This is a genomic window from Verrucomicrobiota bacterium (genome assembly GCA_038744685.1).
Classification (GTDB): Bacteria; Verrucomicrobiota; Verrucomicrobiia; order Opitutales; family Puniceicoccaceae; genus Puniceicoccus.
Genome location: JBCDMB010000004.1, coordinates 1 through 25,536 on the forward strand (window position 1 = coordinate 1; position 25,536 = coordinate 25,536).

General features: G+C 52.5%; 22 protein-coding genes. 14 read left to right on the forward strand and 8 right to left on the reverse strand.

Annotated elements, in window-relative coordinates:
- A partial coding sequence (locus AAGJ81_03650; GenBank protein ID MEM0965233.1) for a hypothetical protein occupies positions 1-192 on the forward strand: 192 nt, incomplete at its 5' end.
- A 3-nt stretch (positions 193-195) separates the two neighbouring features.
- Here AAGJ81_03650 and AAGJ81_03655 read toward each other — a convergent pair.
- On the reverse strand, positions 196-540 hold the full coding sequence (locus AAGJ81_03655; GenBank protein ID MEM0965234.1) for a carboxymuconolactone decarboxylase family protein: 345 nt from the start codon (positions 538-540) through the stop codon (positions 196-198).
- 417 nt (positions 541-957) lie between these two features.
- On the opposite strand from AAGJ81_03655, the gene rpmI reads away from it, so the two are divergent.
- The 5 genes from rpmI (at position 958) to AAGJ81_03680 (ending at position 7,132) form a co-directional block, all read left to right on the forward strand.
- Positions 958-1,143 (forward strand): 50S ribosomal protein L35, encoded by a 186-nt coding sequence (gene rpmI, locus AAGJ81_03660; GenBank protein MEM0965235.1) that lies wholly within the window; start codon positions 958-960, stop codon positions 1,141-1,143.
- Positions 1,144-1,217: 74 nt separating this feature from the next.
- Positions 1,218-1,589 carry a 50S ribosomal protein L20 gene (gene rplT, locus AAGJ81_03665; GenBank protein MEM0965236.1) on the forward strand — a complete coding sequence of 124 codons (372 nt, stop codon included), beginning with the start codon at positions 1,218-1,220 and terminating at the stop codon, positions 1,587-1,589.
- Positions 1,590-1,641: 52 nt separating this feature from the next.
- Positions 1,642-2,685, forward strand: coding sequence for a phenylalanine--tRNA ligase subunit alpha (gene pheS, locus AAGJ81_03670; protein ID MEM0965237.1), 1,044 nt, complete (start codon positions 1,642-1,644; stop codon positions 2,683-2,685).
- Complete coding sequence (pheT, locus tag AAGJ81_03675; GenBank protein MEM0965238.1) at positions 2,682-5,117, forward strand: phenylalanine--tRNA ligase subunit beta; 2,436 nt, start codon at positions 2,682-2,684, stop codon at positions 5,115-5,117. Before pheS ends, pheT begins: the two co-directional genes overlap by 4 nt.
- A gap of 143 nt (positions 5,118-5,260) precedes the next feature.
- Complete coding sequence (locus AAGJ81_03680; GenBank protein MEM0965239.1) at positions 5,261-7,132, forward strand: serine protease; 1,872 nt, start codon at positions 5,261-5,263, stop codon at positions 7,130-7,132.
- A 54-nt stretch (positions 7,133-7,186) separates the two neighbouring features.
- Here AAGJ81_03680 and AAGJ81_03685 read toward each other — a convergent pair whose 3' ends face one another.
- Positions 7,187-7,366, reverse strand: coding sequence for a hypothetical protein (locus AAGJ81_03685; GenBank protein MEM0965240.1), 180 nt, complete (start codon positions 7,364-7,366; stop codon positions 7,187-7,189).
- An 84-nt stretch (positions 7,367-7,450) separates the two neighbouring features.
- Here AAGJ81_03685 and AAGJ81_03690 point away from each other — a divergent pair, with 84 nt between their 5' ends.
- Positions 7,451-7,675 (forward strand): hypothetical protein, encoded by a 225-nt coding sequence (locus AAGJ81_03690; GenBank protein MEM0965241.1) that lies wholly within the window; start codon positions 7,451-7,453, stop codon positions 7,673-7,675.
- Here the strand turns inward: AAGJ81_03690 and AAGJ81_03695 are convergent.
- Positions 7,657-8,091, reverse strand: a complete 435-nt coding sequence (locus AAGJ81_03695; GenBank protein MEM0965242.1) for an iron dependent repressor, metal binding and dimerization domain protein — start codon at positions 8,089-8,091, stop codon at positions 7,657-7,659. The two genes, AAGJ81_03690 and AAGJ81_03695, sit on opposite strands and share 19 nt — an antisense overlap.
- An 85-nt stretch (positions 8,092-8,176) precedes the next feature.
- Here AAGJ81_03695 and AAGJ81_03700 point away from each other — a divergent pair, with 85 nt between their 5' ends.
- The 7 genes from AAGJ81_03700 (at position 8,177) to ppk2 (ending at position 15,454) form a co-directional block, all read left to right on the forward strand.
- Positions 8,177-8,950, forward strand: a complete 774-nt coding sequence (locus AAGJ81_03700) for a hypothetical protein (protein MEM0965243.1) — start codon at positions 8,177-8,179, stop codon at positions 8,948-8,950.
- A gap of 312 nt (positions 8,951-9,262) precedes the next feature.
- Entirely contained in the window at positions 9,263-10,189 is a 927-nt protein-coding gene (locus AAGJ81_03705; GenBank protein ID MEM0965244.1) for a zinc ABC transporter substrate-binding protein, read from the forward strand.
- A complete protein-coding gene (locus AAGJ81_03710; protein MEM0965245.1) occupies positions 10,182-10,970 on the forward strand; it encodes an ABC transporter ATP-binding protein in 789 nt (262 codons plus the stop codon). The genes AAGJ81_03705 and AAGJ81_03710 overlap by 8 nt, the downstream gene beginning before the upstream one ends.
- Before the next feature lie 5 nt (positions 10,971-10,975).
- Positions 10,976-12,304, forward strand: coding sequence for an iron chelate uptake ABC transporter family permease subunit (locus AAGJ81_03715; protein ID MEM0965246.1), 1,329 nt, complete (start codon positions 10,976-10,978; stop codon positions 12,302-12,304).
- A gap of 109 nt (positions 12,305-12,413) precedes the next feature.
- The gene (locus AAGJ81_03720; GenBank protein ID MEM0965247.1) at positions 12,414-13,379 is read left to right on the forward strand and encodes a metal ABC transporter permease; all 966 of its coding nucleotides are present in this window, start codon (positions 12,414-12,416) and stop codon (positions 13,377-13,379) included.
- Positions 13,380-13,386: 7 nt separating this feature from the next.
- Positions 13,387-14,040: a hypothetical protein gene (locus tag AAGJ81_03725; GenBank protein MEM0965248.1), complete on the forward strand. Its 654-nt coding sequence runs from the start codon at positions 13,387-13,389 to the stop codon at positions 14,038-14,040.
- Between the two features lie 436 nt (positions 14,041-14,476).
- The gene (gene ppk2, locus AAGJ81_03730) at positions 14,477-15,454 is read left to right on the forward strand and encodes a polyphosphate kinase 2 (protein MEM0965249.1); all 978 of its coding nucleotides are present in this window, start codon (positions 14,477-14,479) and stop codon (positions 15,452-15,454) included.
- 83 nt (positions 15,455-15,537) lie between these two features.
- Here the strand turns inward: ppk2 and AAGJ81_03735 are convergent, their stop codons facing one another.
- The 5 genes from AAGJ81_03735 to AAGJ81_03755 all read right to left on the reverse strand — a co-directional run bounded on the left by AAGJ81_03735 (position 15,538) and on the right by AAGJ81_03755 (position 25,369).
- A complete protein-coding gene (locus AAGJ81_03735) occupies positions 15,538-17,094 on the reverse strand; it encodes an MFS transporter (protein ID MEM0965250.1) in 1,557 nt (518 codons plus the stop codon).
- Positions 17,095-17,358: 264 nt separating this feature from the next.
- Positions 17,359-18,027 (reverse strand): lamin tail domain-containing protein, encoded by a 669-nt coding sequence (locus AAGJ81_03740; protein ID MEM0965251.1) that lies wholly within the window; start codon positions 18,025-18,027, stop codon positions 17,359-17,361.
- A 164-nt stretch (positions 18,028-18,191) separates the two neighbouring features.
- Positions 18,192-22,334, reverse strand: a complete 4,143-nt coding sequence (locus tag AAGJ81_03745; protein ID MEM0965252.1) for a hypothetical protein — start codon at positions 22,332-22,334, stop codon at positions 18,192-18,194.
- Between the two features lie 20 nt (positions 22,335-22,354).
- Entirely contained in the window at positions 22,355-23,161 is an 807-nt protein-coding gene (locus AAGJ81_03750) for a type II secretion system protein (GenBank protein MEM0965253.1), read from the reverse strand.
- 153 nt (positions 23,162-23,314) lie between these two features.
- A complete protein-coding gene (locus tag AAGJ81_03755) occupies positions 23,315-25,369 on the reverse strand; it encodes a helicase C-terminal domain-containing protein (protein MEM0965254.1) in 2,055 nt (684 codons plus the stop codon).
- Positions 25,370-25,536: the final 167 nt, after the last annotated feature.

Sequence of the window (25,536 nt, forward strand, 5' to 3'; positions counted from 1 at the left end):
CTGAAGCCCGTGAACACCAAGCTAACGCAGCGAACTCTCAGTTTAACCCCATCCAGAGGACTGGCTGCTTTTGAGCCGCAACAGCGTTCGAGCGACGCTCACGCACTTCTAGTGCGCAGCGCGTCGCTCCGCCTCGTTGAGGCGCAAAAGCAGTTCAGCCTGATGGTTCAAACTAATCGCAAAGTGCTCTAGAACCTAATCGAGTTCTTTCAGGGCCTTCAATGCGTCCAGCCCATGCATGAGAGCCGGGCCTCCGCCCATCAATACTGCCACACCGATTGTCTCGGTGATTTCCTCGGGCGTCGCTCCTTCGCTAAGTGCGGAAGCAACGTGGAGGCTGATACAACGGTGGCACTGCCCGTGGATGCTGATCGCAAGGGAAAGCAGTTCTTTGGTTTTCGATTCCAAAGCACCCCCGCCACCCACGGCGTGGTGCAAGCCTTGAAAAGCCTGCATCAACTTCGGTTGGCTCTTCGCCAGTTCCTGCATCAATGATTTGCTCTCCCGATTGAGAGCACTGTAGCTGATTTCTTCGCTCATGGGCGGACGATGGGTGACATCCTGGCATACAGCAAGGGCGAACGAATGGTATCTTCCGTCTTACACCGGCCATGGCATTTCAAAAGGGTTTTCGATCCATGTCGTAGTTTTAAGTAATTGAGCACTGGTTTCGGCTAGGTGATTTCACTACCCATTGTTTGCAATGGAGTCACGAAATCTGACGCCTTTGAGGATCTTGAGATTGGACCAACCCTCAAATAACTGCTTTCCCTGCGACTGCGTGGACCAAGGCACCGCAATCGTTCCGAAGAGGACTTAGATCGGTTCAAGTCCGACACTTGCCAGATCGAGGAGGTCAAAGGCATCAATTTGATCTTCACTCTATGACTTAGCGCTTAGTCAGGGGAAAAAGTTGACATGCGGTCGGAAAGGAGACTTTCTCTTTCGTTTTTCACCATGCAAAAGACCAAGAAATCGATCGCTAAGCGGTTCAAGGTGACGGGGACGGGTCGTCTCATTCGCCGCAAGCCGGGCAAGCGCCATTTGCTTCGCAAGAAATCTACGAAGCAGCGTCGTGCAATGCGCCAGGACCAGTCGGTTTCCAAGGGCTTTCAGAAGCGCTTGGAGAAGGCTATCCTCTGATTGAAAGATGAATTGACGAGTCCGGGTGAATCCACAGGCGACCCGGCATTCGTCCCAAAAACGAAAGAAACAACATGCCAAGAGCAACAGGAACACCAGCCACCCGCGCCCGCCGCAAAAAGGTTCTCAACAAGGCGAAGGGTTATTACGGGAACAAATCCCGGCTTTTCCGCTACGCAAAAGACGCGGTCGAGCGTGCCGAGAAATTTGCCTACCGCGACCGGCGGAAAAAGAAGTCCGAGATGCGGAAGCTTTGGATCGTTCGGATCAATGCAGCCTGCCGGGCTTCGGGTATCAACTACAGCCGCTTCGTGGCTGGTCTGAAGACAGCGGGAATTGAAATGAACCGCAAGACGCTCTCCGAGCTGGCGATTCACGATCCAGAGGCCTTCGAAGGTCTGGTGAAACAGGCAAAAGAAGCCGGTCTTCCCAGCGGTAAGAACTAAAAAGGGAGATTGGCCTGCGATTGCTGGGCACCCCTGAGATTACTCGCTGGTCATGGACGAGGAGATAACCCGGATAGTTGCCGAGGCGGAGGAACGTCTTTCGGCTGTAACCTCCCGATCAGCTTTGGACGAGGTGAAAGCTCTTTTCTTCGGAGGGAGCGGTTCGTTCACCGCATTTCGAAAGAGAATCGGCGAGTTGCCGAAGGAGGAGAAGCCAGCTTTCGGAAAGAAGGTGAATGAACTCAAGACCCGCCTGGAGGCCGTTTTTGATGAGGCTGTAAGGAAGAGCGAGAACGAGGAGTTTGCCAAGCGGCTGGGTCCCGAGATTGATCCCACGCTTCCGAGTCCGGATCCCCAACGGGGATGCATCCACCCGCTGACGAAGGTTCGCAATCGGATTGTCGAGATTTTCCGTCGGATCGGATTCTCGGTAGTTGAGGGCACGGATGTGGAAACGGAGTACTACTGCTTTGACGCTCTGAATACTCCGCCCGACCATCCTGCACGCGACCTTCACGACACCTACTACCTTAAGTGGGGAACGGACGTTTCCAACGTAACCAAGTCAAGTGCCGAAGAGCGCTATCTGCTGCGCACTCACACCTCAAGCACCCAGATTCGGACGATGCTGGCTAACAAGCCGCCGATCCGGATCATTTCTCCCGGGCGTTGCTTTCGCCGTGATACTGCCGACGCAACTCATAGCGCCAACTTTCACCAGGTGGAGGGTCTCTATGTGGACCGAAACGTCACCGTTCGGGATCTGAAGGCGGTGCTGGATTACTTTGTTGGCGAGCTTTTGGGAAAGGGAGCGAAAACCCGTTTTCGGCCCCACTTTTTTCCCTACACTGAACCGAGTTTTGAGGTCGATTTCCCGAGTGGTCATCTTGGAAAGGTAGGATCCGACTGGATCGAGATCATGGGATGCGGAATGGTGGACCCGGCAGTCTTTGAATCTGTGGGATACGATCCTGAGGAGTATTCCGGGTTTGCCTTTGGGATGGGGGTCGAGCGTGTGGCGATGAATCTCTACGGGATCGACGACATCCGTTACTTTTATCAGAACGACGAACGTTTTCTCAGGCAGTTCTCATGAAGATCAGTTACGAGTGGCTTTCCGATTACGTAAGGCTTGATCAGTCGATTGAAGAGATCGAAGAGGCTCTTACCCTGATTGGTTTTGAAGTAGAAGGAATTGAGACGGTCGGCGTTCCTGCATTGTCAAAAGTGGTGGTGGGGGAGGTCCTCAAAAAGGATCAACACCCGAATGCGGATCGCCTGAGCGTTTGCTCCGTGAAGGTCGACGATGAAAGCGAGCCTCTCGGAATCGTTTGTGGTGCCACAAATTTCAAGGTGGGTGACCGGGTTCCGGTGGCAATGGTCGGTGCCGTGCTGCCCGGAAACTTCAAGATCAAGAAGTCCAAGCTGCGAGGAGTCTCTTCGGAAGGAATGATGTGCTCCGCGAAGGAGCTGAACCTCGGGGATGATCACGCCGGACTCCACATCTTTGATGATCGACCCCAAATCGGGACCCCAATCAATGACCTTTTCCCTCAGCCGGATACGGTTTTTGATATTGAAGTCACCCCCAACCGGCCCGATTGCCTCAGCTACACTGGAATCGCTCGCGAGCTTGCTGCTTGGTTTCGGACAGAGATGAAATTTCCGGAGATTGAGACATCAGTTTCCGGGGGGACGGATGAAGACCATCTTCTGGAGAGTCTCGAGATTCGGGATTCACTAGCCTGTCCCCGCTACACGGCTTGGTCGGTTCGGTCGGTTACAATCAAGGAAAGTCCGGAATGGATGCAGCGACGGCTTCGTGCTGTTGGACTGCGTCCGATTAACAACGTAGTAGATTGTACGAACTATGTTTTGCTTGAAACTGGGCAGCCTCTACACGCATTCGATCACTCGAAAATCAAGGAGGAGCAGCTGGCCGTTAGGCGGGCGCTCGCTGGAGAGGGAATAACCACTCTGGATGGGAAAGAACGGGTCTTGGAAGAAGGGGATCTGGTGATTGCTGACGGAGAACGGCCTCTGGTGATCGCAGGGATCATGGGCTCTTTGGATGCCGAAGTTGATGATCAAACCCGCGATATCGTTTTAGAAGTAGCCGCTTTTGAACCGACTGGGATCCGAGCCACCTCCCGACGGTTGGGCTTGAGTTCGGACAGTTCTCATCGGTTTGAACGAGGTGTTGATCCAGCCGGTATTGAGTTCGCTGCTTCCCGCTGCATCGCTCTCATTCTCGAGACATCCGGTGGCACCCTGGGTGGTCCGCCTCAGATCGTGGGTCATCTTCCGGAAACGATCACAGAGATCCAGGTGACGCCTCAGCAGATCGTTGATCGGATTGGTTTCTCGGTCCAAGAGGATGAAATCGAAGCGGCTTGGGAGCGTTTGGACTTTGAGGTTACGCGTGCCTCGGAGCCTTCTGATCCGTGGACTGTTCGGATTCCGTCGTTTCGATTGGACGTTTTCCGTATTGCGGACTTGGCGGAGGAGTTTTTGCGCATGTATGGGACGGATCGAATTCCTGAGGCGTCGGTGGGTTGCCCGGCTGTATCGGCGTTACCAGAATCGGGTGTCGACCAGTCCGCTTCGCGAATTCGTGAGCACCTGGTCGCCAACGGTTTCAATGAGGCATTCAACTACACGCTGGTCTCCGGCGAAGAGGCGGAATTCTGGCAACCGGGTAACACGGACTTTCTTGAGCTGGAGAACCCTCTGGCGAAGGACCAGAGTCACCTGCGCCCCTCGCTACTCTCCGGTCTCCTCAACGTGCTTCGGTTCAACCGCGGCCGCAGCCGAAAGGACTTTCGTTTTTTCGAGTGCGGACGTGTATTTGGGGGTAATAGCGAATTGATGACCGAGAGTTTCTCGGTAGCGTTTGTCTCCTGCGGGCCTCTGCGAAAGTCCACTTGGTTGGAGCGGGAGTCTTTCGATTTCTATCACGCTTCCCGTTTGCTGCAGGACCTGTGCGAACTCGCCGGAGTTGGCTGGGCTGCTGACAAGGTCGGGACGGTCGTGGATTCCAGGGTTTGGTCGACGAATCGGGCAGCTGAGATCGGGGAACGTTCCGGCGTTCGGCTTTCCTGGGGTGCTCTCAGTCGAGAAGTTCTGGAGAAACATGAAATCGAGGATCCGGTTTTTGCGGGCGAATTGATTGTGGATCCGACTCTTCTTGACGTCTCAAATTCATCCTCAAAGCCTTTTGTCCCTCCGAGCTCCTTTCCTCGATCAGTGAAGGATATTGCGGTGGTTGTAGACCGGGGCGAATTGGCTGAAAAGGTCCGCTCCGAGCTTGAGAAAATGGCCACTGCCGGGGTGGGAGACTTTGCGGTAGAAAAGATTCAAATTTTTGATGTGTTTGAAGGGGCTGGGCTTCCTGAAGGCAAAAAGAGTATCGCATTCACGATCGAATACGGGTCGCCCTCCCGCACTCTCACCGACAAGGAAGTAGGGTTGGCGTTCGAAGATCTACAAAAGCGGATCGGATCCGCATCCGAAATAGAGATGCGTTAGAGCAAGCACTTCGGTTTTTCTCTGAAACAATTTGGTGTCTTTTATGCTCATCGTTTTGTGGGAAACCACGATGCAGGTCTAGACGGAACGAAATTGTTTGTGAATACTTCTAGAAAAGTCATTGTCCTGATATAGGCATGAAAATGAGAAGGTTAGTTCGGATCATCCCACACTCTGTGAGGGCTTCCCTGAACGGACTTTTCTTCGTTGTTTTGGCAGTGATTTTTGCGGGACTGTTCCCAATTAGCGGTTTGGCACTGTCTCTTGAAGATGCTGCGGGTCAGCCGGTAGAGGGCAAAGTTCAGGGAATCGAGGGAGAGGTAGTAATTCTCAAGACCGAAGCAGGAATCACGGCAAAAATTCCACTCTCGGAGCTATCAAAAGAATCGCGCACCAGCGTATTAGACTGGGCCCTTTCGTCGGTTTTCAGCTACGAATCGGCATGGAGGTTGGAGGTAATCGAGAATTCCGGTGGAGGCCTTTGGTCAAGTGATTCCGTCGAGATCAATTTTACAAACCTCTCGCCTATGTCTTTTCCCCCGGAATTAGAGGTACTTTACAACAATTACACCCTGATTTTCGATTTTGTGAGAGTGAGCGGAAATAAGGTCGGTGGTACTGATGGTTATTTCGCTTTAGGAGAGGTCCGCCCTTGGTATACAGATGGTGAATTTGAGGGTTTATCTTCGGGAGAAACCTTTTCTCTCAATTTCGATTTTGAGCGACCGACAACAAACAAGGAGGTGACTTGGGAAGATTTGGTGGAAAAGCGACCAATGGCACTTCCCCCAGTGCCCTCAATCCGGAGGAATCTTGTCGAGGTCCGGATTGTCTTTGAAGGTCATGTTTTAGCTACTGCGTGGAGCCGTCCAGAGGCCAAGGGGTTCGCGTGGGGAAAGTGGATGAACTCCGGCGATTGGTTACCGGATGCAGGGGCCAACAGTGATTCGCGGGAAAGTGGCGGCCCTGTTGATACCTCACCTTTTCAAGCGTCAATTTCGCCGATTTTGGAAGAGGATACGAGAGAACCCGATGTCCCCCTTCCTCCGATCCCAATGGGATCGATTGCGATCATTGATGTCGATGATGCAACCGGAACCGGCTTTATTTCCGAGATAAAAGGAAGACAGTTCCTCGTAACCAATGCTCATGTGATTGCGGGTGCGAGCGAGATTACTTGCAAGACTGCAGAGGGACAGGAAGTTCTACTTCCCAATTTCTGTTTTCTGGCGAAAGATCGCGATCTGGCGATTGTCCCGATTGACGGCAGAGAAGACTTTCTCGAGTGTGCGGAGGATATATTTGCTGAAGTCGAGATTGGTGACGACGTTACCGTTTTTGGAAACGAAGCAGGTGCTGCAGTGGTCACCAAGCTGACGGGAAGGGTAGATGGTATCGGGCCTCGGCAGGTCGAAGTGGATGCTCCGTTCGTAGAAGGAAATAGTGGAAGTCCAATTGTTCACCACAAATCGGGGAAGGTGATCGGCGTTGCTGCATACTACATTGAGTATACGATTCCGGAAGCCGATCGTGAAGATTCCGAGGGTAACTACGAGAACGAGTCGGATGATTCTGAAGAATCCAGCACGAAGAAGCGTAGAAGATTTGCTGAACGGATTGACAACGCGCAAGAGTGGGAACGTCTCACGCTGGAGGAGCTGAATCGAGAGAGGGTAGCTTTGGAGCAATACTCCGACGTTGTCTTTAGCGTGGTTGACATCGCCAACGTGATTCATACCGACGGAAGAGTCCTCTCGCCTGCACGCGGACACGAAGAGCTTCGGCGCCTTCTCACCAAATTCCACAGAGAGTTCGATTCGTCCTACCGCGTCGGTTCAGCAGCAAACGCCCGAGCGCTCAAAGACCTTCGGATGGCTCTCTTCGCATTGATGGACTCCCGTAAAAAGATGGCAGAAGACGAGATCAGGACTACTTACTTTCTAGAGGAGTTTGAGCGGGTCTCTTTATTTTCCGACCGGGTAAAGGATTATTTGAGTTCGGTTCGCTCGCGTTAGGAAACTCCTCAACAAATCGACCGGTAACGAGAATTTGTCGGTCCAACAGAGTGTTTATTTCAAAACCATTGGGACGTGCTCGATTCTCTCAATGGTAGGCTTTCCGTCAATAATTCTGGCGGTGACCCTCACATACTCCAACAAGTCTCCAAGCCTTATGTAGTCCTGCCGAGTGACTCGGTCTAGTTTCAGTTCTTCATCCTCCCAAACATAAACCTCTGTGCTGTGGAGCATGCTGCTGTGTCCTCCTGGCGAAAAGCACTCGATTTCTTCTTTTTCTTGGTTCGGACGGGGATTGTAGAGTTGGCTCAAGCCTAAGTGCCTTTCAAAGGTTTTTGTTGTAGGGGAGAAGAGGTAGATGTCGTAGTAGCCGAGGCGTCCATTGCTTTCTCTCCAGACTCGGTAGTCGTCGTGCCCATCGAAGTTTTAGTCGAAAAACTCTTTCTCGCTGCCGGAGAGAAAAGAGGACAGAACGGCAAGGAGCGGCAAAACGGTTTTTCTCACTTCACGATGGTGTTGCCAGGTTATCTCGATCCCAGATGATTACGGATGGCTTCTAAAGTTTGCGGGCTTAGGTGGTGTTCGATTCCTTCTGCGTCGCTCTCTGCGATCTCTTTTGGCACACCGAGGGACAAGAGAAAGGACTCGACTGTCTCATGGCGTTCGTAACATTCCTCTCCTAGGCGTTTTCCTTTTGCGGTCAGAGTAATGCCCTTCGTGGTTCTCCGTAGAAAACCTGCTCCCTCCAGCTTGTCGAGCGCCCGAATCACCGTGACGTGGGAGACTGCAAATACTTTCTGTAAGTCGACGATTCTCGTGGCTTCGTTTTTACGGGACCTCCGGTAGATGGACTCGACGTAATCTTCGGTCCGTTCTTCACGGTGCTGACCACGGATTAGGCGATGAGCACGTCTGAGACGTTTTCGAGTGTCAGTATCCGCATGTTCGCTGCTGCCCATGGGACGGACGCTAGGAAGAAAGATGGAAACCGAAAAGTCTAAAAACAGCGTTGACTGCCAAGAAGAAAAATGTAGCCAAGGCTACATGAAAGAAAAATACCAATTGATTTTGTCAGGAATGGTCTTGGCTGCAGCGCCAGTGCTCTCACAGACAGAGGCTGAACTCGAGGAACTCGAGAAAGACGCCCCTCTAACGTTTCTCGATGAACTGAAAGGCGAGGCTAATTTTACCGCTGGATGGGACAGTATCTATCTGGCGGAAGGACGGGATGATTTGGGAGATGGCGGTCTGGTTTATGCTGAATTTTCGGGTACGATTGGACCCGCCGCTTTGGGGACCTGGTTCGCCGACGGGACCGAGGTCGATTACAATGAGTGGAACATTTTTGGCGAGTTGTCTGCTGAACTAGCGGATGGCCTCGAGGGTTACATCGGTTACACACACTTGATCTTCTTCGATGATGGAGAAAGATCCGACGACGACGAGCTTGGGGTGGGTCTTACCTATGTGATCCATGAGTTTCTTGAGACTGCTGTTGATGCGGTCTACTCGTTTGAAGCCGGAGGAGCATTTCTCGAATTGGGTCTGGGAGTTCCTGTTGGAGTGACTGATTCGTTTTCTCTGGCGCCCAACGCGATCCTAGGACTCGATTTTGGATATAGGACGGATGAGTACGATGGCTGGAATCACTTTCAAGTTGGAATTGATGCGGAATATTCGATCGGTGAACGACTTGCGATTGGTGGATACGCGGCTTACGCCTTTGCGCTGGAAGACATCGATCGTGAAGAAGACGAAACTGGCGAGGACATTGGAGACAATCCAGCCTTTGGCGTCTTTGCCTCCATTTCATTCTAACGAGGATCTTCCATCGAGTAGGGAAAATCTAAGTGAAGAGTCTGCGAAGGTCCTTTATTCTACTCCCCCTTTTCTCCCTGAGTTTATCCCGGGCATTCTTTCGTACTCGGACACTAGGCTGCGGTTTTTGAAATGACGCTAAGCTCCTTTCGTCGCTGGAAGAAATTGGGGATTGACACACGGTGAAAACAATGTAGCCATAGCTACGAAATGAGAAATCACCGGAAATCCTTCAAACTTTTGACAGTGCTCCTCGGAAAACGTTTTCGCGCTTCCACGACTTTCTTCTTAGGACTGGCAGCTTTTTGCGGAATGACACTTTCCTCTTCTGAAGTCAAAGCGGGCCCGGAGGAATATCCTTATGAGGTAGCGGCTACCGTGGGCATGATTGCGGATATTGTCCGTGAAGTTGCTGGAGATAAAGCTGAGGTGACCGCAATAATCGGTGAAGGGATCGACCCTCACCTGTTCAAGCCCACAAGGAGTGCCCTCGTTGCCTTGGATCAGGCCGATGTGATTTTCTATAATGGACTGATGCTCGAGGGCAAAATGGGAGATGTCCTGGTGCGACTGGCGAGGAAGGGTAAACCAGTGTATGCCGTCACCGAGGTGATCCTCGATGACGGGAATTTCGTTTTAACCGATGAAGAGGATCATTTTGACCCCCATGTGTGGATGGACGTCAAGGGTTGGATTCTTGCCACGGGAGTGGTAGCTGACGCACTTTCCGAATACGACCCAGCCAACGCAGACTTCTACAAGGAGAATGCGGAAACTTACACGACCCAGCTAAGAGCTTTAGAGCAGTATGCGACGGAGGTGATGGAGACGATACCAGAGAGCCAGCGCTACCTTGTCACTGCGCACGACGCCTTTAGCTATCTGGGCCGGGCGTATGGAATTGAAGTGCGAGGAATTCAAGGATTGAGCACCGAGTCGGAAGCGGGTGTGCGGGATATCGAAAACTTGGTTGACTTCCTCGTTGAGCAAGGGATTCCTGCTGTGTTCATAGAGACGTCGGTTTCAGATAAAAATGTGAGAGCACTGATTGAGGGAGCCCGTTCCCGTGGACACGAACTGGTGGTCGGAGGCGAGTTGTTCTCTGACGCAATGGGCCCTGCAGGAACCTACGAGGGTACCTACATCGGTATGATCGATCATAATGTGACTATGATCGCGAATGCTCTTGGCGGCAAGGCCCCTGAGAGTGGAATGAATGGCAAACTCACGCATGAGTAAATCGAGCGAACGTGCGTTTGATCATTCCTCAAACGCGCCTATCTCGATTCACGATCTTACGGTCGCTTACCAACGCAAGCCAGTTTTGTGGGATGTTGATCTTGACATCCCGGAAGGCAAATTGATCGGTGTTGTTGGCCCAAATGGCGCGGGTAAAAGCACGCTCATTAAGGCTTGCCTTGACCTTGTCCCAAAGGCCTCTGGGGATATTCGTTTCTTCGGAAAGCCCTACCGCAAGCAAAGGGCTCTGGTGGGCTACGTTCCCCAAAGGGAAAGCGTAGACTGGGACTTCCCCGTAAGCGCAAGGGATGTAGTCGCAATGGGACTCTACGGCAGGATTGGCTGGTGTCGCCCGGTGGGGAGGAAAAACCGTGATCTTTCCGGGCAGGCGCTGGATCATGTTGGCATTGGCCACTTAGCGGATCGTCAGATTAGTCAGCTTTCCGGTGGGCAGCAGCAACGGGTCTTCCTCGCGAGAGCGCTGGCTCAAGACGCCCAGATTTACTTGATGGACGAGCCTTTTGCTGCGGTCGATGCGGCGACGGAAAGGGCAATTGTTAATCTTCTGAAAGAGCTGAAGGAAAAAAAACGGACTGTGGTCGTCGTTCATCACGATCTCGCTACTGTAAGCCAGTATTTTGATTGGGTGATTCTACTCAACATGCGGGTTGTTGCAGCCGGACCGACCAGTGAGATTTTCAATTCGGAGAATTTGAAAAAAACCTACGGTGGAAAGCTAACGCTGATCGCTGAGGCTGGGCACGCGCTGCAAACCGGCTAGGTTTGATGGAAACCGTTTGGAGAGTCCTCTTCCTCCTGGATTATAACACCCGCCTGGTGGTTCTGAGCACAATCATCCTGGGTGTTGCGTCGGGTTTGATTGGTAGTTTTCTGCTCCTCCGCAAGCGTTCGCTGATGGGCGACGCTCTTTCCCATGCCTGTCTACCGGGCATCGGCCTAGCGTTTCTGGTGATGGTTATGCTGGGCGGTTCAGGGAAGTCGCTTTTAGGGCTTCTGGTTGGTGCGACAATCACAGGAGTGTTGGGTGTGGGCTGTGTTTTGTTGATCCGCAATCTTAGCCGGATAAAAGATGATGCAGCGATGGGGATCGTCCTGAGTGTTTTCTTTGGCTTGGGGGTCGCGATTCTCGGAATGGTTCAGACGGTTCCAAACGTCAGTGCAGCGGGGCTTGAGTTTTTCATCTACGGTAAGACAGCATCGATGTTGTTCAGCGATTTTATCCTCCTTAGCGGGGTGGGTATTCTCGTAGTTCTTGGGTCTATCCTGTTGATGAAAGAGTTTACCTTACTCTGCTTTGATGATGGTTTTGCGCGGTCGCTTGGATGGCCCGTGCACCGACTGGATCTAATCATGTTGGCTTTGGTAAGCGCTGTAACAGTCGTCGGTTTGCAGGCAGTTGGCTTGATTCTGATTATCGCGTTTCTCATCATCCCTGCAGCAGCAGCCCGTTTTTGGACGGATGATCTGCGGACCATGCTCATTCTGGCCGGAGCAATCGGGGGATTGAGCGGATGGCTCGGCTCCTCGGTAAGTGCGCTCCTTCCCAGACTGCCAGCAGGATCGATAATTGTGCTTGTGGCAGCGGCTGTCTTTGGGTTCAGCCTGTTTTTCGGGCGCGCACGTGGCATTCTGCGCCGTTTTGCCGCGCAATTGCGGCTTCGGCGTAAGGTTGGACGGCAGCATTTGTTGCGTGGTGTCTACGAGATCCTCGAACATCGGCAGACGACAGACCCGTCCCACCTGGTGAATGAACCCGTCGATTTTCGAGAATTGTTGGCAAAGCGCACCTGGACGCTGGGTCATTTGCGGAAGTTGATCAAGGATGCTGATCACGAAGACCACATTGATCGGTTCGATGGCCAGTCGCTTCGCCTTTCAGAGTCAGGGTTCGGAGAGGCGGCGAGGACGACTCGCAATCACCGATTGTGGGAGATGTATTTGATTTCGCATGCCGATATTGCTCCGTCGCACGTAGACCGAGATGCGGATGCAGTAGAGCACGTGCTGAGTCCTGACATGGTTCGCGAGCTTGAGGAAAAATTGGGACTGCAGAAGATTCCAGTCAGCCCGCATTCTCTGGAGGTAGCCAGATGACCGGGAAGAGTGATCTAGTGGCAAATCGTTGCGGTTCTCAGTCCACGTCTTTCGGTGCACATGGGACTCTAAGATCTTCTAAGGAGGGAAGGTTGTGACGTGGTTGCCGATGGATTCCTGGATCGTGGCGATCGGGGCCCTGTGCGCAGTTGCCTGCTCTCTGCCGGGCTGCTTTCTCGTCCTGCGTCGGATGAGCATGATGGGTGATGCGATTAGCCATGCGGTTCTCCCCGGACTTGCGATCGCGTTTTTGGTTTCAGGGAGTCGGGCAAGTGTTATTATGTTCGTAGGGGCGGCCATCGTGGGAGTGTTGACGGCAGTCTTTACCCAGTGGATTAGTTCCTGGGGTAAGGTGGATCGGGGTGCTTCGATGGGGATTGTCTTTACAACTCTTTTCGCTCTCGGGCTTCTACTGATTGTGCAGGCTGCAAGTCACGTTGAGCTTGATGCCGGTTGCGTCCTCTACGGGGCACTGGAGTTGACACCGCTAGATGTGGTTGCGGAGATTTCCGTTGGTTCCACTATCCTCGAAGTTCCTCGGGCTTTCATAGTTCTCGGGATTGTGGCTCTACTGAACCTTTTTTTAGTGATCCTTTTCTTCAAAGAATTCCGCTTGAGTTCCTTCGATCCCTCGCTGGGCGATACGATCGGAGTATCCTCCGGACTGATGCATTACCTGCTGATGACGATGGTCGCGGTCACGACTGTCGCTTCCTTTGAAGCAGTTGGGAGTATTATTGTGATAGCGATGCTGGTCGTTCCTGCGGCTACTGCCCAACTTCTTACGGATCGCCTGGGCTGGATGTTGCCGATCAGTGCCGTGTTGGGAATGGTCGCAGCAGCAGCAGGCCATATTATGGCTTTGACGGTTCCGGTTTGGTTTGGCTTTGAGGATACGAACACATCCGGGATGATGGCGGTAGCGGCAGGCCTCCTCTTTCTTGCTGCTTTCGTTTTGAGTCCTCGTTACGGTTTGCTAAGCAAGTACCTTGCGAGGAAAGGGTTGAGTTCGAAGGGAGCGCCACCGATCCCCTCAGAAGCATTTTTTGGTAGAGACAGGAAAGATCCGCTTTGACAGGAGAGTGGGTAGGTCTGAGTTTTCGGAGTTTCCCTGCGTTATCATTCTTTGCCAAACCTACAGCTGTCCTTTTTCGATCTACTGGTTGACCCTGCTCGCAGCCCTATTCTGGTCTCCACATCCCGCTCATGCTGAGGAGGAATCGAATCCAACGAAGGAAGAAAGGAATTGGATGATTACGGTTTTCGGGGGGCAATTGACCGACAACGTGTGGGAAGAAGCAGTGAATCCAGAAAAGACTGACTGGATTGATTCGTATATCGCGGGAGTAGCCGTGGCCCGCGATTTTGCACACGAAGGAAGATTTGATTTTGGGTGGGAGCTGCAGATGGTCGTCCATTTTGGTGACCAGAATCACCTCGAAGGAAACGGTTTGCTCTACTCCCGATACGAAATGCCTTCGAGCTGGCGGATCTGGAAGAGCGCTGCTTTTGGGCTGGGGTTGAGTTATGCGACGGATGTTCCAGAGTCTGAGGTTGACCGCGGGGGAGACTCGACCAACACGCTGGTTTATTGGATGGCTGAGCTTGAGTTTTATCTGCCACCGGACCACCTGACACTAATCGTCCGGCTGCACCACCGTTCCGATGCGTATGGACTGTTTCCGGACGATACCGGGACTAACGCCTTTGTCGCGGGATTACGGTGGCGGTTTTGAGCGATTGGCTTTTTTCGGAACCCTTGAAAGTCCTCGAACTGTTTGCGGTTCTAGAGCACTTTTCGGTTAATTTGAAATGTCAGGCTGAGCTGATTTTGTGACTCAACGAGGCTGAGGGCCGCGCTGCGCACTAGGAGTGCGTGAGCGTCCCTCGAACGCTGTTGGGGCTCAAAATCAGCCAGTCCTTTGGATGGGGAGTAAAGTAGGAGTTCGCTGCGTTAGCTTGGTGTTCACGGGCTTCAGCCCGCTACACACCAAGCCGCCTTGCGCTGCTCCTATTTTTTTCCCACCTGACGGTTCAAATTAAACGAAAAGTGCTCTAAATGTGACGAAGCTGTTTCAAAAAAGGGGGAAGGAGGCTCCTGCTTGCGAATTACTAAAATCCCAGAGAGTTTCGAAACCAGAGACTACATCTATCAATCTTCCAACCTAAAGTATGAGTGAGAGAGACGACAGAACAGACCTAAGCGAGAGAACAGTGCAATTGGGCGGAAAGGAGTTTCCCTTTGAGCAGTTGCATGAAGAGCTGATTGAAGAAGTCGATGCCGAGTTCGAGCTCGATATGGAGGATGTTTTTGAAGACCGGCTACGATCGAAACGAAGTACTGCTACCGAGGATTACTCGGGAGACCGAAAGGGATTTCGGAAGTTCTATTTCCGCGAACTCCGTCGCCTGCAGATTGAGTTGGTGCGACTGCAAGACTGGGTTCAGGCGTCCGGTTTTAAGCTCGCTATTTTATTTGAAGGCCGTGACTCCGCAGGTAAAGGAGGCGTCATAAAACGCATCACCCAGCGACTGAATCCCCGGGTCTGTAAGGTGGTGGCCTTGCCAGCTCCGAATGATCGGCAGAAGACACAGTTTTATTTCCAACGCTACGTTCCTTACCTTCCAGCAGCTGGTGAGATCGTACTTTTTGACCGCTCGTGGTACAACCGAGCAGGCGTAGAGTCCGTGATGGGATTCGCCACAAGTGATCAGGTGGAACAGTTTTACGAAGATGTTCCTCTCTTTGAGAAGCTCATCACGAATGCCGGGATCATGCTTCTGAAGTTTTGGTTTTCCATCGATGATGAAGAGCAGGAACTCAGGTTCCTCTGCCGCATTCATGATCCTTTGAAGCAGTGGAAACTCAGCCCCATGGACCTACAGTCACGGGTCCGCTGGGAGGACTACACGAAGGCGAAGGAGAAGATGCTGTTCGAGACAAGTTTTGACTACGCCCCTTGGCGAGTCGTCGAGGGAAACGACAAGAAGCACGCTCGGTTGAATTGTATTCGTCATATTCTCGAAGTCGTCCCCTACGAGAGCGTGGAACATGAAAAGGTCGAATTGCCCGAGAGAGTCTATCACGAGAACTACATCCGGAAGCCCGTTCCGGAGGAAATGAAGGTTCCGAGATACTATCCGGATTGAACTACAGGAAGAACACCCAGTTTCGGCCGAATAGACCGCTGATTAGGACGGATCTAATGGCAACATTAGCCTCTTCGAGTAGCCTACGGTATCACCCCGATATTCTTGGCAGCAGTTGGCGCTGGATGAGTTGGCTCGTAGGTAGGCTCACCCGCTTCATCTTCAAATTCGACGTCATCGAGCGACTCGAGGTTCATGCCCTTGGTTTCAATACCAAACCAGATAGTGACCGCTGCGCCCAATAGAGAGGTTCCGACGAGGATGTAGAGGAGATTCTCGGTTCCAATTCCATTGAGTAGAATGGGGAATAGGAATGCCGTCGTGACCGCACCTACCTTTGCAAAGGATGCAGCGAAGCCAGCACCCTTGCCGCGAACCCGCGTCGGAAATACTTCCCCCGAGATCAAATAGGTCATCGCATTGGGTCCGATATTCGTCATGAAATTGAAAACCATAAAGCCTGCGAATATCAGGACGAGGTCGGTGGACCCATCCGGCTTGAGGGAAAGTGCGGCTAAAAACAGACCGACAGCACAACCTACAAAGCCGAAGATCTGAAGTTTTATTCGTCCGATTTTATCAACTAGGAACACCGCACAGACGATTCCGATGATGAGGAGGACGTCGAGGATGGCAGAACCCTTCGCGGCAAGGAGGTCGTCGTGGATGATCGAAGCCAGATTATACTCTCCGCTCTTTGCGCCGATCATTGTGGCGAGGATAGTCGGAGTGAAGATTCCGATTCCGTATGTTCCTAGATCCTGGAGAAACCAAGGGACCGAAGCGAGGATGGTGGCGCGTCGGTTCTTCTTGGCAAAGAGTTCCCGGTAACCGCTTTTCCTTTCTCCTTCCTTGTGTTTTTTAGGCATTTTAAGAAGAAAATCCTTCGGGTATTTCGGATCGCGATTGAGGAGCTTATGGAGTGCGTTTGATGCCTCGTCTTTCCGATTCTTGCTAATCAGCCAGTGTGCACTTTCGGGAACAAAGAAGCGGAGGAAGACAATGAGAACGCCGAGAGGCAGAAGACTCCCATACATCCATCGCCACGCATCTGGTTCTGGATAAACGCTCAGAATAAAGACGCCAAGAGCCGCTCCCGCTAGTGCCCCGATTGCCTGAAACGAGAATGCACCCAAGACCAACTTTCCTCTGATCCGACTAGGAATGCTCTCGGAGATAACCAAGTGCGCGGTTGGGTAGTCACAACCCAAAGCCATACCGGTTCCAAAGAGGAAAAGCGCGAACACCCAGAATGACGGACTCAAGGCAACCCCGAGAAGAAAAAGCGTAAAGAGGATCATTTCGGCAATGAACATTCGTTTGCGCCCGAAAACGTCGGCCAGTCCTCCAAGGAGGGTCGCCCCGACCAAAATACCGAACAGGGGAGCAGCGCCAGCCATTCCTTTTTGTGCGGCTGAGATATCGAAATTCAGGTGAAGAAGGGGGATGGCAACGCCTGTCATGAAAACGATCATTCCCTCAAAGAACTTCCCCGCCGTCGCCAGGATCCAAATACGTTTCTGCATCCGTGACATCGCGGAATCTGAAACCGGGGTTCCGTCTGCCCAAAAAGGAGTCTCGTCTATGTAGGCCTGTACAGTCTTCTTCTTGCGTTTCAGTGGCGAAGCGACAGACGTCATCGAACCCATGGTCGCTTCAACAGAAGGCCGTGATTTAAGGTGGTCAAGGAATTGCGCCTAAGTGACGGAAATGTTGCCGATGCAGTGAGACAATAGTGCTTAGGCTACCCGACGAAGAACACCCCAATTGTGCCTGTCTTCAGCACACGTATTTCCAACTCGAAGGTGCGGCGAAATCGCCTCGGTATTCCTCAGAAGCCAGGCCAATAAAGAAAGCCGCCCACATCGGGCGGCTCTCTCCAAATCAACGAAAGTCTGTTTCCCCTAGTTGTGACGGATTCTTCGTCTGGAGGCGGCAAAGCCAAGAGCGACTACACCAGCCAATGCTCCGAAAATACCCGGCTCAGGAATTACACCAGGAGATCCAATATCAATACCAGTTCCTCCGGCACCATCCCCAGGGGCGATGAAGGCCCCGTTTTCTCCTTGGACACTAAATCCGAGGGAAGTGCCCGAGGAATCCCATTCAAAACTCTTGCCACCGCCGTCAGAGTCGCCGAACACCGCAGAATCAACAATGCCGCCAGCAGAGTTGTAGAGATCTACTTGATCTCCACCAGCACTCAGACCGGAAAAATCGTTATCACCGCCGAAGTCGTCTCTGGAAATCGCGGTGAAACCACCGCCCCAAGCTGCTATAAAGCCCGCTAGGTTATCCGTTCCTTCATCCACGATCACAATGGACTCTCCAGCCCCTATGTTGACACTTGGAAAAACAGCACCATCAACACCAAATCCATCGCCATCATCCCAATAATAGTCGGTCAGATCGACTGCGCTGCCACCCGTATTAGTAAGTTCCCACCAATCTCCATTTGCGTCGCCTCCGGGATGATCAGAATTTGACATTACTTCTGTGATGACCAGCTGCGCTGAAGCCGTAGTTGCTAGAATGGAGAATGCTGAAATGAGTACTTTGGCGCTGTTGTTCATGGATCGATAAGTTGACTTTGTATGTAGAGTCTGTGATTTACTGAGCAGAGTTGAAAGGTGCTAGATACGATATCGGAGAGGCTTGTGATAAGTTCTTCTGAGGTCAATGAGCGTAGATTGACAATTCTGTAACAGACGGTCTGTGAAGTGAACCTAACGAAGCTCTACGGCGTTGAATTTTGTTCTAAAGTTATCCGCATAAACCCGCGGTCCGAAGGGTTGGCTCCCCGGATGGGTGTGACGAGACGGAACGTGCTCCACTCATAGTCCGTCGGTGCTACGGGAAGTCCATTTGGGTTTGTTGTTGCTTCGACCGGTTCATTCCAACCGTTCAAATCAAGCGAACCTTCGACGATGTAAACGATTCCGTCTGCCGTGTAGGTGTTTCCGGCACCGTTTCCTCCGGAACGGCGGAGAAAGGTCAGGGTGAAGTGCTCGTTTGCTCCGGCGATCTGTTGGCCTTCGCGCAAGACCGGGAGCGAAGCGCCAGAGGTGGGGTCGGTCGCGAAGGCGAACTCGAGAATCTGTAGTGCACCGTCCTTGTCGCTGTCCGCGTCGAATTGGAGATCCGCTCCGCTCAGTCCAAAGCCTGCAAGGTAGGTTTCCACTGGGTTGGATCCCCCGCTCGAAGGAATGAAAGAAGAAAAGTCCTGAATATTGGTTCCAGCGCTCCAGTCGTTGGGACGACCGAAGGTACTGGAGGATGAATCGTCGTAGCCATCCACAACGGGAGGACCGTTATCAAAAGCAATCAATGGTGAGACTGCAGGATCCGGGTCGGCTTGCAGTTCAAAAACTTCCGTTCCTCCAATCCCTGAGGCGGGGGCAATGCCTTCGCCAGCTGGTCCAAATATCAGGCTATTAGCGGAATCTCGGATCACAAACCACGTGTCGTTGTTCGAGGTGTTGATACCACGAACTTCTCCGGTGCCACCATCTACAGAGTATCCGTTGGTAACCTCGTCGGTGTAGCTAATTAGTGTGGAGTCCCCGATCCAAACATTGGACCATGCCCAGCCCTCCGAGTTGCGGTTGTCCAGAGCATTCAAAGAAGTGTCGAGCCCACCTTCAGAGGTTCGTTTCTCAGTAAAGGTGAGAATTGTTCCGGTGGGCACATCGGACCAGAACGTGTCGGATGACAGGACGATGCGTTCCTCGGCTGCAAAAGGGAAGGAAGCATTGTCTGCGATTTCGATCGTCCACCCGCGCAGGTCGACGCCGTCTTCGATACTGTCTCCAACCACGACCAATTCAAACCAATCACCACCGTTCCCTGCGATACGGCCGAAGTGCGGATCAGAGGCCGTGCCACCCTCGTCGTCTAAGGCGAGAGTCCCTCCGTTCAGAAACTCGTCTTGGGCAACGGCGTTGTATTCGTTCAGGATTACAGTTGCGGTTACGGGGTGGATGTAGAGAGAGAATGTCTTGGATACGCTATGAATACCGTCGTCGACTGAGACTGTAACGGTTTGCAACCCCGTTGCGTCGGAGCTTGATGGAGTGCCTGTGAGAGTCCCTGATCCGTTGCCGCCGTCGATCAATGAGATCCACGGCGGGCCGGTATCAAGAGACAGGGTGAGGGATCCGGTGCCGTCTTCATCGCTTGCGGTGACGGAATAGGAAAAGGAATCGCCTTGGCGGGCGAAGAATGGGGAAACAAAGTTAAAGAAGGGCCTGCTGTTTCCCGGTGTATTCGTCTCAAAGGCAGAAAAGTTCTGGGTATTCTGACCGGAGTTCCACTGATTGGGCGCACCGAACGAGCTACTGGTGCCGTCTGAATAGGAGGCGCTGAGCGGCGAGGCAGAAAGGGGTGTCGGGTCTTGTTCTAGCTTAAACACCTCCGTATCTCCCAATCCTCCGAGCGAGAGAAACTCTTCTCCGGCAGGCCCGGAACGAACCGTCCCAGTAGCGTCCTTTAAAGTGATCCGTAAGTCTGCGTTGCTGGCCGGGAAACCGTTGTTAAAGGTGCTTGCATTCAAGTCGACGTAAGTAGGATCGTTCACAAGAATGTTGGTCCATGCCCAGCCCCCGTTGTCGAAGCGGTTGACGCGATGGATGGCGGTGTCGAGACCTCCGTCGTCAAACGAGTCCTCTGTGAAGGTGAGAATGCTGCCGGCCTGAACGTTTTGCCAGTAGGAGTCTTGAGACAGAATGATCGATTCGGGAGGGTTGCCGTCTTCCGAGATTTCAATTGACCATCCGCGCAGGTCGATTGTCGATCCAGCTGATCCATCGCCTACGACCACCAGTTCAAACCAGTCGCCGCCATTTCCCGCGACGCGGCCGAAAAATCCGTCTGCCGCTGCTCCACTGTCACTATCTGTACCTTCATCGCCTCCGTTTAAAAAGGAATTGTCAGCAACGGCATTAAACTCATTGAGCACAACAGGACTGGATGTTGCGAATGCGAACACTTCGAAATTCTGCGACACGGTGAACTCTCCATCAGTCACCTCGATCTCAATAGGATGGGTACCTGCATCTGCTAGAGCAGGGGTTCCGAAAAGGTCTGCTGAACCATCGCCAAAGTCGTCAAGGGTTAGCCAGTCTGGTCCCTCCGACAGAGTGATCGTAAGGGTATCGCCGGCGTTTGGATCTTCGGTGGTCACTATCCAGAAATACTCATCGGGGATCTCTACTGCATAGTCGAGAAGTTGCGCTGGTTCGGCCGTGAAAAACGGAGGTGAATTTGGATTGGTTCCGGTGGAAAAGGCTTCAAAGTTCTGAAGAGAACCTTCGCTCTTCAGGTTGGGCTGTCCGGGAGTCGAGGAGTCAGAGTCGGCGTAGTCCCCGGCTATTGGGTTGATTTGGGTAGAAGGGTCGGCGTCGAGAATGAATCGTTCGGACCCACTCACTCCCCCGTCGGATTCGATTCCCTCGCCAACCGGGCCAAAGATGAATTCGTCTGCATCGTTCAGCACCGTGATGATTGCATCGTCATTGGAGACGGATAGTTCGGCGGATGTGTTCGTTGAGTCGAGATAGGTTTCGTCTCCAATCCAGAAGGTGGCTGACGCCCAACCAGCAGTCGAAATGAGATTCTGCGCTGCAATATTCGTGTCAAAACCACCGTTAGCTGCATCATCTTCACTAAAGAGTAGAATCGTGCCTGCTTGAACGTTCGACCAGAAATCATCGTTGGACAGTTGGATCGTCCCGCTGCCGTTGTCATCTTCGAGTGAGAGGGACCAACCTCGAAGATCTACAGTGGAACCTGGTGATCCATTGCCAACGACTACGAGTTCCAACCATTCTCCGCCTCCATCATATTCGTTTACGATGACCGGAACGGAACTTGCAAAAACAGTAATAGTAAACGCTAGGATGTCGGAACCGTCCTGAGGATCATCAGTGACTTCGAGGACGACGGGATGAATGCCAGCATCTTCATCTGCAGGGGTGCCTGAAAGATCGGCTGAGCCGTCTCCGTTATCGATGATGGAGAGCCAGTCCGGTCCTGATTGAATGTCGATCGTGAGTGTACCTCCATTTGCATCTGAAGCGGTAACGGTTTCGGCAAAAGGGTTTCCAGCGGTCAGAAAGGTGTCTGCGATCGGGGTAGTGAATCCAGGAGCGGGACCTGCGATGCGAAAGGCGAGAAAGCTCTGGGTTCCTGATCCTTCCAGTGGGTTAGGGGAGCCAAACGATGAATTGTCCACATCGTTGTATCCTACTGAGCTCGTAGCAACAGAGGGGGAAGGCGTTTCCTGGAGGGCGAGGACCTCCTCCGAGTTGACCCCTTCTGATGCAATATCTTCTCCCGCTGGACCAAAAACGGTGACGTCCTGATCGTCACGGATCGTGATTGCGGTATCCTGATTAGAAGTGTGGAGAACAGAGTCACTGGATGCCAAATCAATGAGGGTGCCATCTTGTATCCAAATGTTCGACCACGCCCAACCTTCGGAATTCAGACGATCCTCTCGAGAGAGATCGCTGTCGAGTCCTCCAGCCGAAGTGTTATCTTCCGTAAAAGTAAGTAGGGTACCAGCCTGAACATTTTGCCAGTAGCTGTTCTGAGAGAGAGTTATCGAGGATGAGCCATCATCAGAGTCGAAGACTTCAATTGACCAACCTCGCATGTCCACCGTTGATGCCGCGGTTCCGTCTCCCACCACGACAAGTTCAAGCCAGTTCCCCCCATTTCCGTTGACGAGAGGGAAGAATGTATCGGAGCCACTTCCACCTCCGATTTGGTTGGAGTCCGCAACGCCGTTGTACTCATTGAGAATAACGGAAGCACTAAAAAGAGAACCTGAGCACAGTGCTGTGCCAACAAGGACTGCTAACGTGCGCAAGTACTTCATTGGTTTGAAAGGAAGTGCGGCTAGTTCCAAGGATACCAGAGGAAGGAATCGAGCTGACCACCAACTAGTGCCGGATCCCGACCGTCGTTGTAGAGGTCAGCACTATCCACTGTCGCGATATGTCCGTCGAGGAATGCTACATTCGTCTGTTTGTTGAAGCGGAAGCTGATGCTGTTGTTGCGCCCCTTTGACCGGGCGACCCGTTCGTCTGATTCGTTGGGAGCCCCGTCTTCGGTCGAGGTGCGGGTTTCGGTGATAAAGATTGTCTTGGAGGGATTTTCAATCGACGTAATCCGAATGAGAATTTCGCCAGAGTTACTCGGGGCACTGTCCTCGCCACTGTAGAGCTGCGAATTCATCATGTAAGAGAAGAAAGGACGACGCAGATTTTCCTGTTCGTCTACTTCGGCACCCGGACTCAGGTGGATGGAGCCATCTCGTATGACAAGAGCGCGGTCATCGCGTGAGCGGAGGTCGTTTAAGGGTCTTTCACCAACGTAAGGAGGTAGAACATTGTACCACGCTTGCTCGTTGGCACCGGAACGAACACTTCCCCAGCTTGGTTGGTCTTCTTCACCTTCATACGGGATTTTCTTTTCATTTTCATTGATGAAGAGCATGAGAGCACTAGTCCACTGGCGAAGATTTTGAGCGCTGGATGAACGCTGAGCATTGGTTCGGATCAAACTAACAGCAGGAACTAAAATAGCTGTGAGAATGCCAACGATGGAAATTACCGCGAGTAGCTCAATCAAAGTGAAGGCTAGAACCTGCTTGTTCTGAGATCTAAGGTTCTCGGTTTTTCGGAGGGTTCCTACGAAAGTCATGTTCAAGCTGTTTGTTGAGAAGTCGGGAAAGTGATCGTCAGAGGTATCGTCCGGCCCCAAAAACAGTCAATTCGCGTAAAGTAACACTTACGTCACAAATGAAACGGACCCGGATTTCATTGGCAATGGGTCCTTTTCCGCAATGGTCTGAACTTACTTGAAATACCGATCCCAGTCCGGTCTCGAAAATCGGATGAAGTCCTTTTTCGGCAGCGCCTGGATAAAAGCTTTTCCGTATTCCTTCCGAAGTACTCGTGAGTCGAGAATGACTAAACGGCCGCGATCATCGACTTTCCGGATCAGTCGCCCCAGACCTTGGCGGAATCGAAGTACAGCCTCCGGTAAAGAGATCTCGAGAAAAGGTTGGCCTCCACGATTCCGCACATACTCCTCTCTTGCCTGAAAGATCGGATGGCTCGGATTCTCAAAGGGAAGTTTGGTCAAGATGACTTGAGACAATGCCTCCCCCGGAACATCGATGCCGGTCCAGAAAGTCTCGGTGCCAAAGAGCACCCCATTACCCGCGGCGCGGAACCGATCCAAGAGCTGTGAGCGTGGGCCTCCAGAGACTTGTTCAAAGAGGGGACGCTCCCGCTCGGCGAGGCGGTCCCTCACGGCAGAAACGACTGCGGCCAGGTCTCGATAACTGGTGAAGAGAACTAGGGTGCCGCCTGAATTCGAAAGAACCGCTCGAACAATGCACTCAGCCCAATAGGTGAGAGTAGGGCGGGAAGTCTGACCGCCGGAGGCAGGACAATCGGATGTGATCAGAATCTCGCAATGATTCTCGTAGTCGAAGGGAGAGTCGACCTGGCCATGCGATTGTCCGTCGGCTCCTATGCGTGCAAGAAATGGATCCATGCCTCCAGCTGTCGCGAGAGTTGCGCTGGTAAGAGTCACGGACGTGTGGCGTCGAAAGAGGATGGAGCGAAGAGCAGGAGCCAGGTCGATAGGTGCACTTCTGAGGCTAACAATTCTTTGTGTCTTACCGGTTCGTTCCACCCATGCGACGTCATCTTCGAATTCGAAGGCCAAGAAACGCCCGAGAATACTTCGGTAGGAATCCATACGCATTTGCTGATCCCGGATCTCATCCGCTTTCGTTTCGTCCTGCTCTCTCTGGGCAAGTGCTTTCAAACGACGAGACAATTCCTGGAGTGGGGTGTGAAAGACTGGCTCTGTCCATTCCCCCTCACTGAGTCTCACCTGCTCCCGGCTCTTCAAGAAGCTCTCGGCGGTTTGGGTAAAAAACTCTTTGCAGGCGTGGATGGCTTCATCCACGAGTCTTCGGTCGTCCGGAGTGCCGATCTTCTTGAGGAAACCTTTTTTTGTTTTGGGGTTGTAGAGAATGCGTAGCGCCCGGTCTACCGCGTAGCTGGAAACCGCCGCGCCAAGATGATTGGTTGCGGTCGCAGGAAGGGTATGAGCTTCGTCGACGACCAGAAAGTCATTGGGGAAGAGGACTCCGGGGGTTTCGTTTCCTGGGCTCATTCCCGCAGAGACCAAAGAAAAGAGGAGGCTGTGGTTGAGGATGACGAGGTGAGCTTTTTGGACTTTTTGGCGAGCGGCGTGATAAAAACAGGACTCGGGCGAACAGTTTTTGCGATTACAGGAACTGGCATCTGCGTTTACAGCGTCCCAAATTTCCGCAGGCATAGCGGAATCGAACTCTTGCCGGAGGCCGTTTTCCGTTTGAACCGACCAATCCGAGAGTTTAGACAAGGTGTCCTGATTGACTTGGTTAAAGAGGTCAGCGCTCTCCTCAATAGCACGACCGAGACGACGGGGGCAGAGGTAATTGCCCCGTCCGACTAAAAACGCGGTTTTGAAGGATGCGTAGGGTCTCAGCTCTTCAATCCGTGAGAAAAGCTTCCGACATTGCTCAATATCCTTCTCACGAATCTGCTCTTGAAGAGAAATCGTGTGAGTGGAGACGAGAAAAGGACGCTTCGTTCTCACCGAGTGAAGGATACCGGGTATCAGGTAAGCGAGACTTTTGCCGACTCCTGTCCCGGCTTCGAAAATCAGCGGACAGTCTGCGGCGAAGGCTTGAGCGACACGAACTGCCATTTCCTCCTGCTCGCCGCGGTGTTCAAGCCCCATCTCTGTTTCGAGCGATCCTCCTTTTGAAAAAACCGACTCAGTGAGTGCAACCAACTCCTTCGCATTGTCTGCGGGCGAGGGAGAATCGTCGAGCACTTGGATCATTCGGATCATCAAGAGACGGGTGTGGGATTACTTCAAACGGAAAGGGAAGAATCGAATGGGGTTTGTCGGGAGGTGCGATTCTGATCGATTTCTGCGGGAATCCAACCTGGAGCGGCTGCTTTAGCTGCCGAACAGCGGCCTCAAATCGATCTTGGTGGTCGCCGACT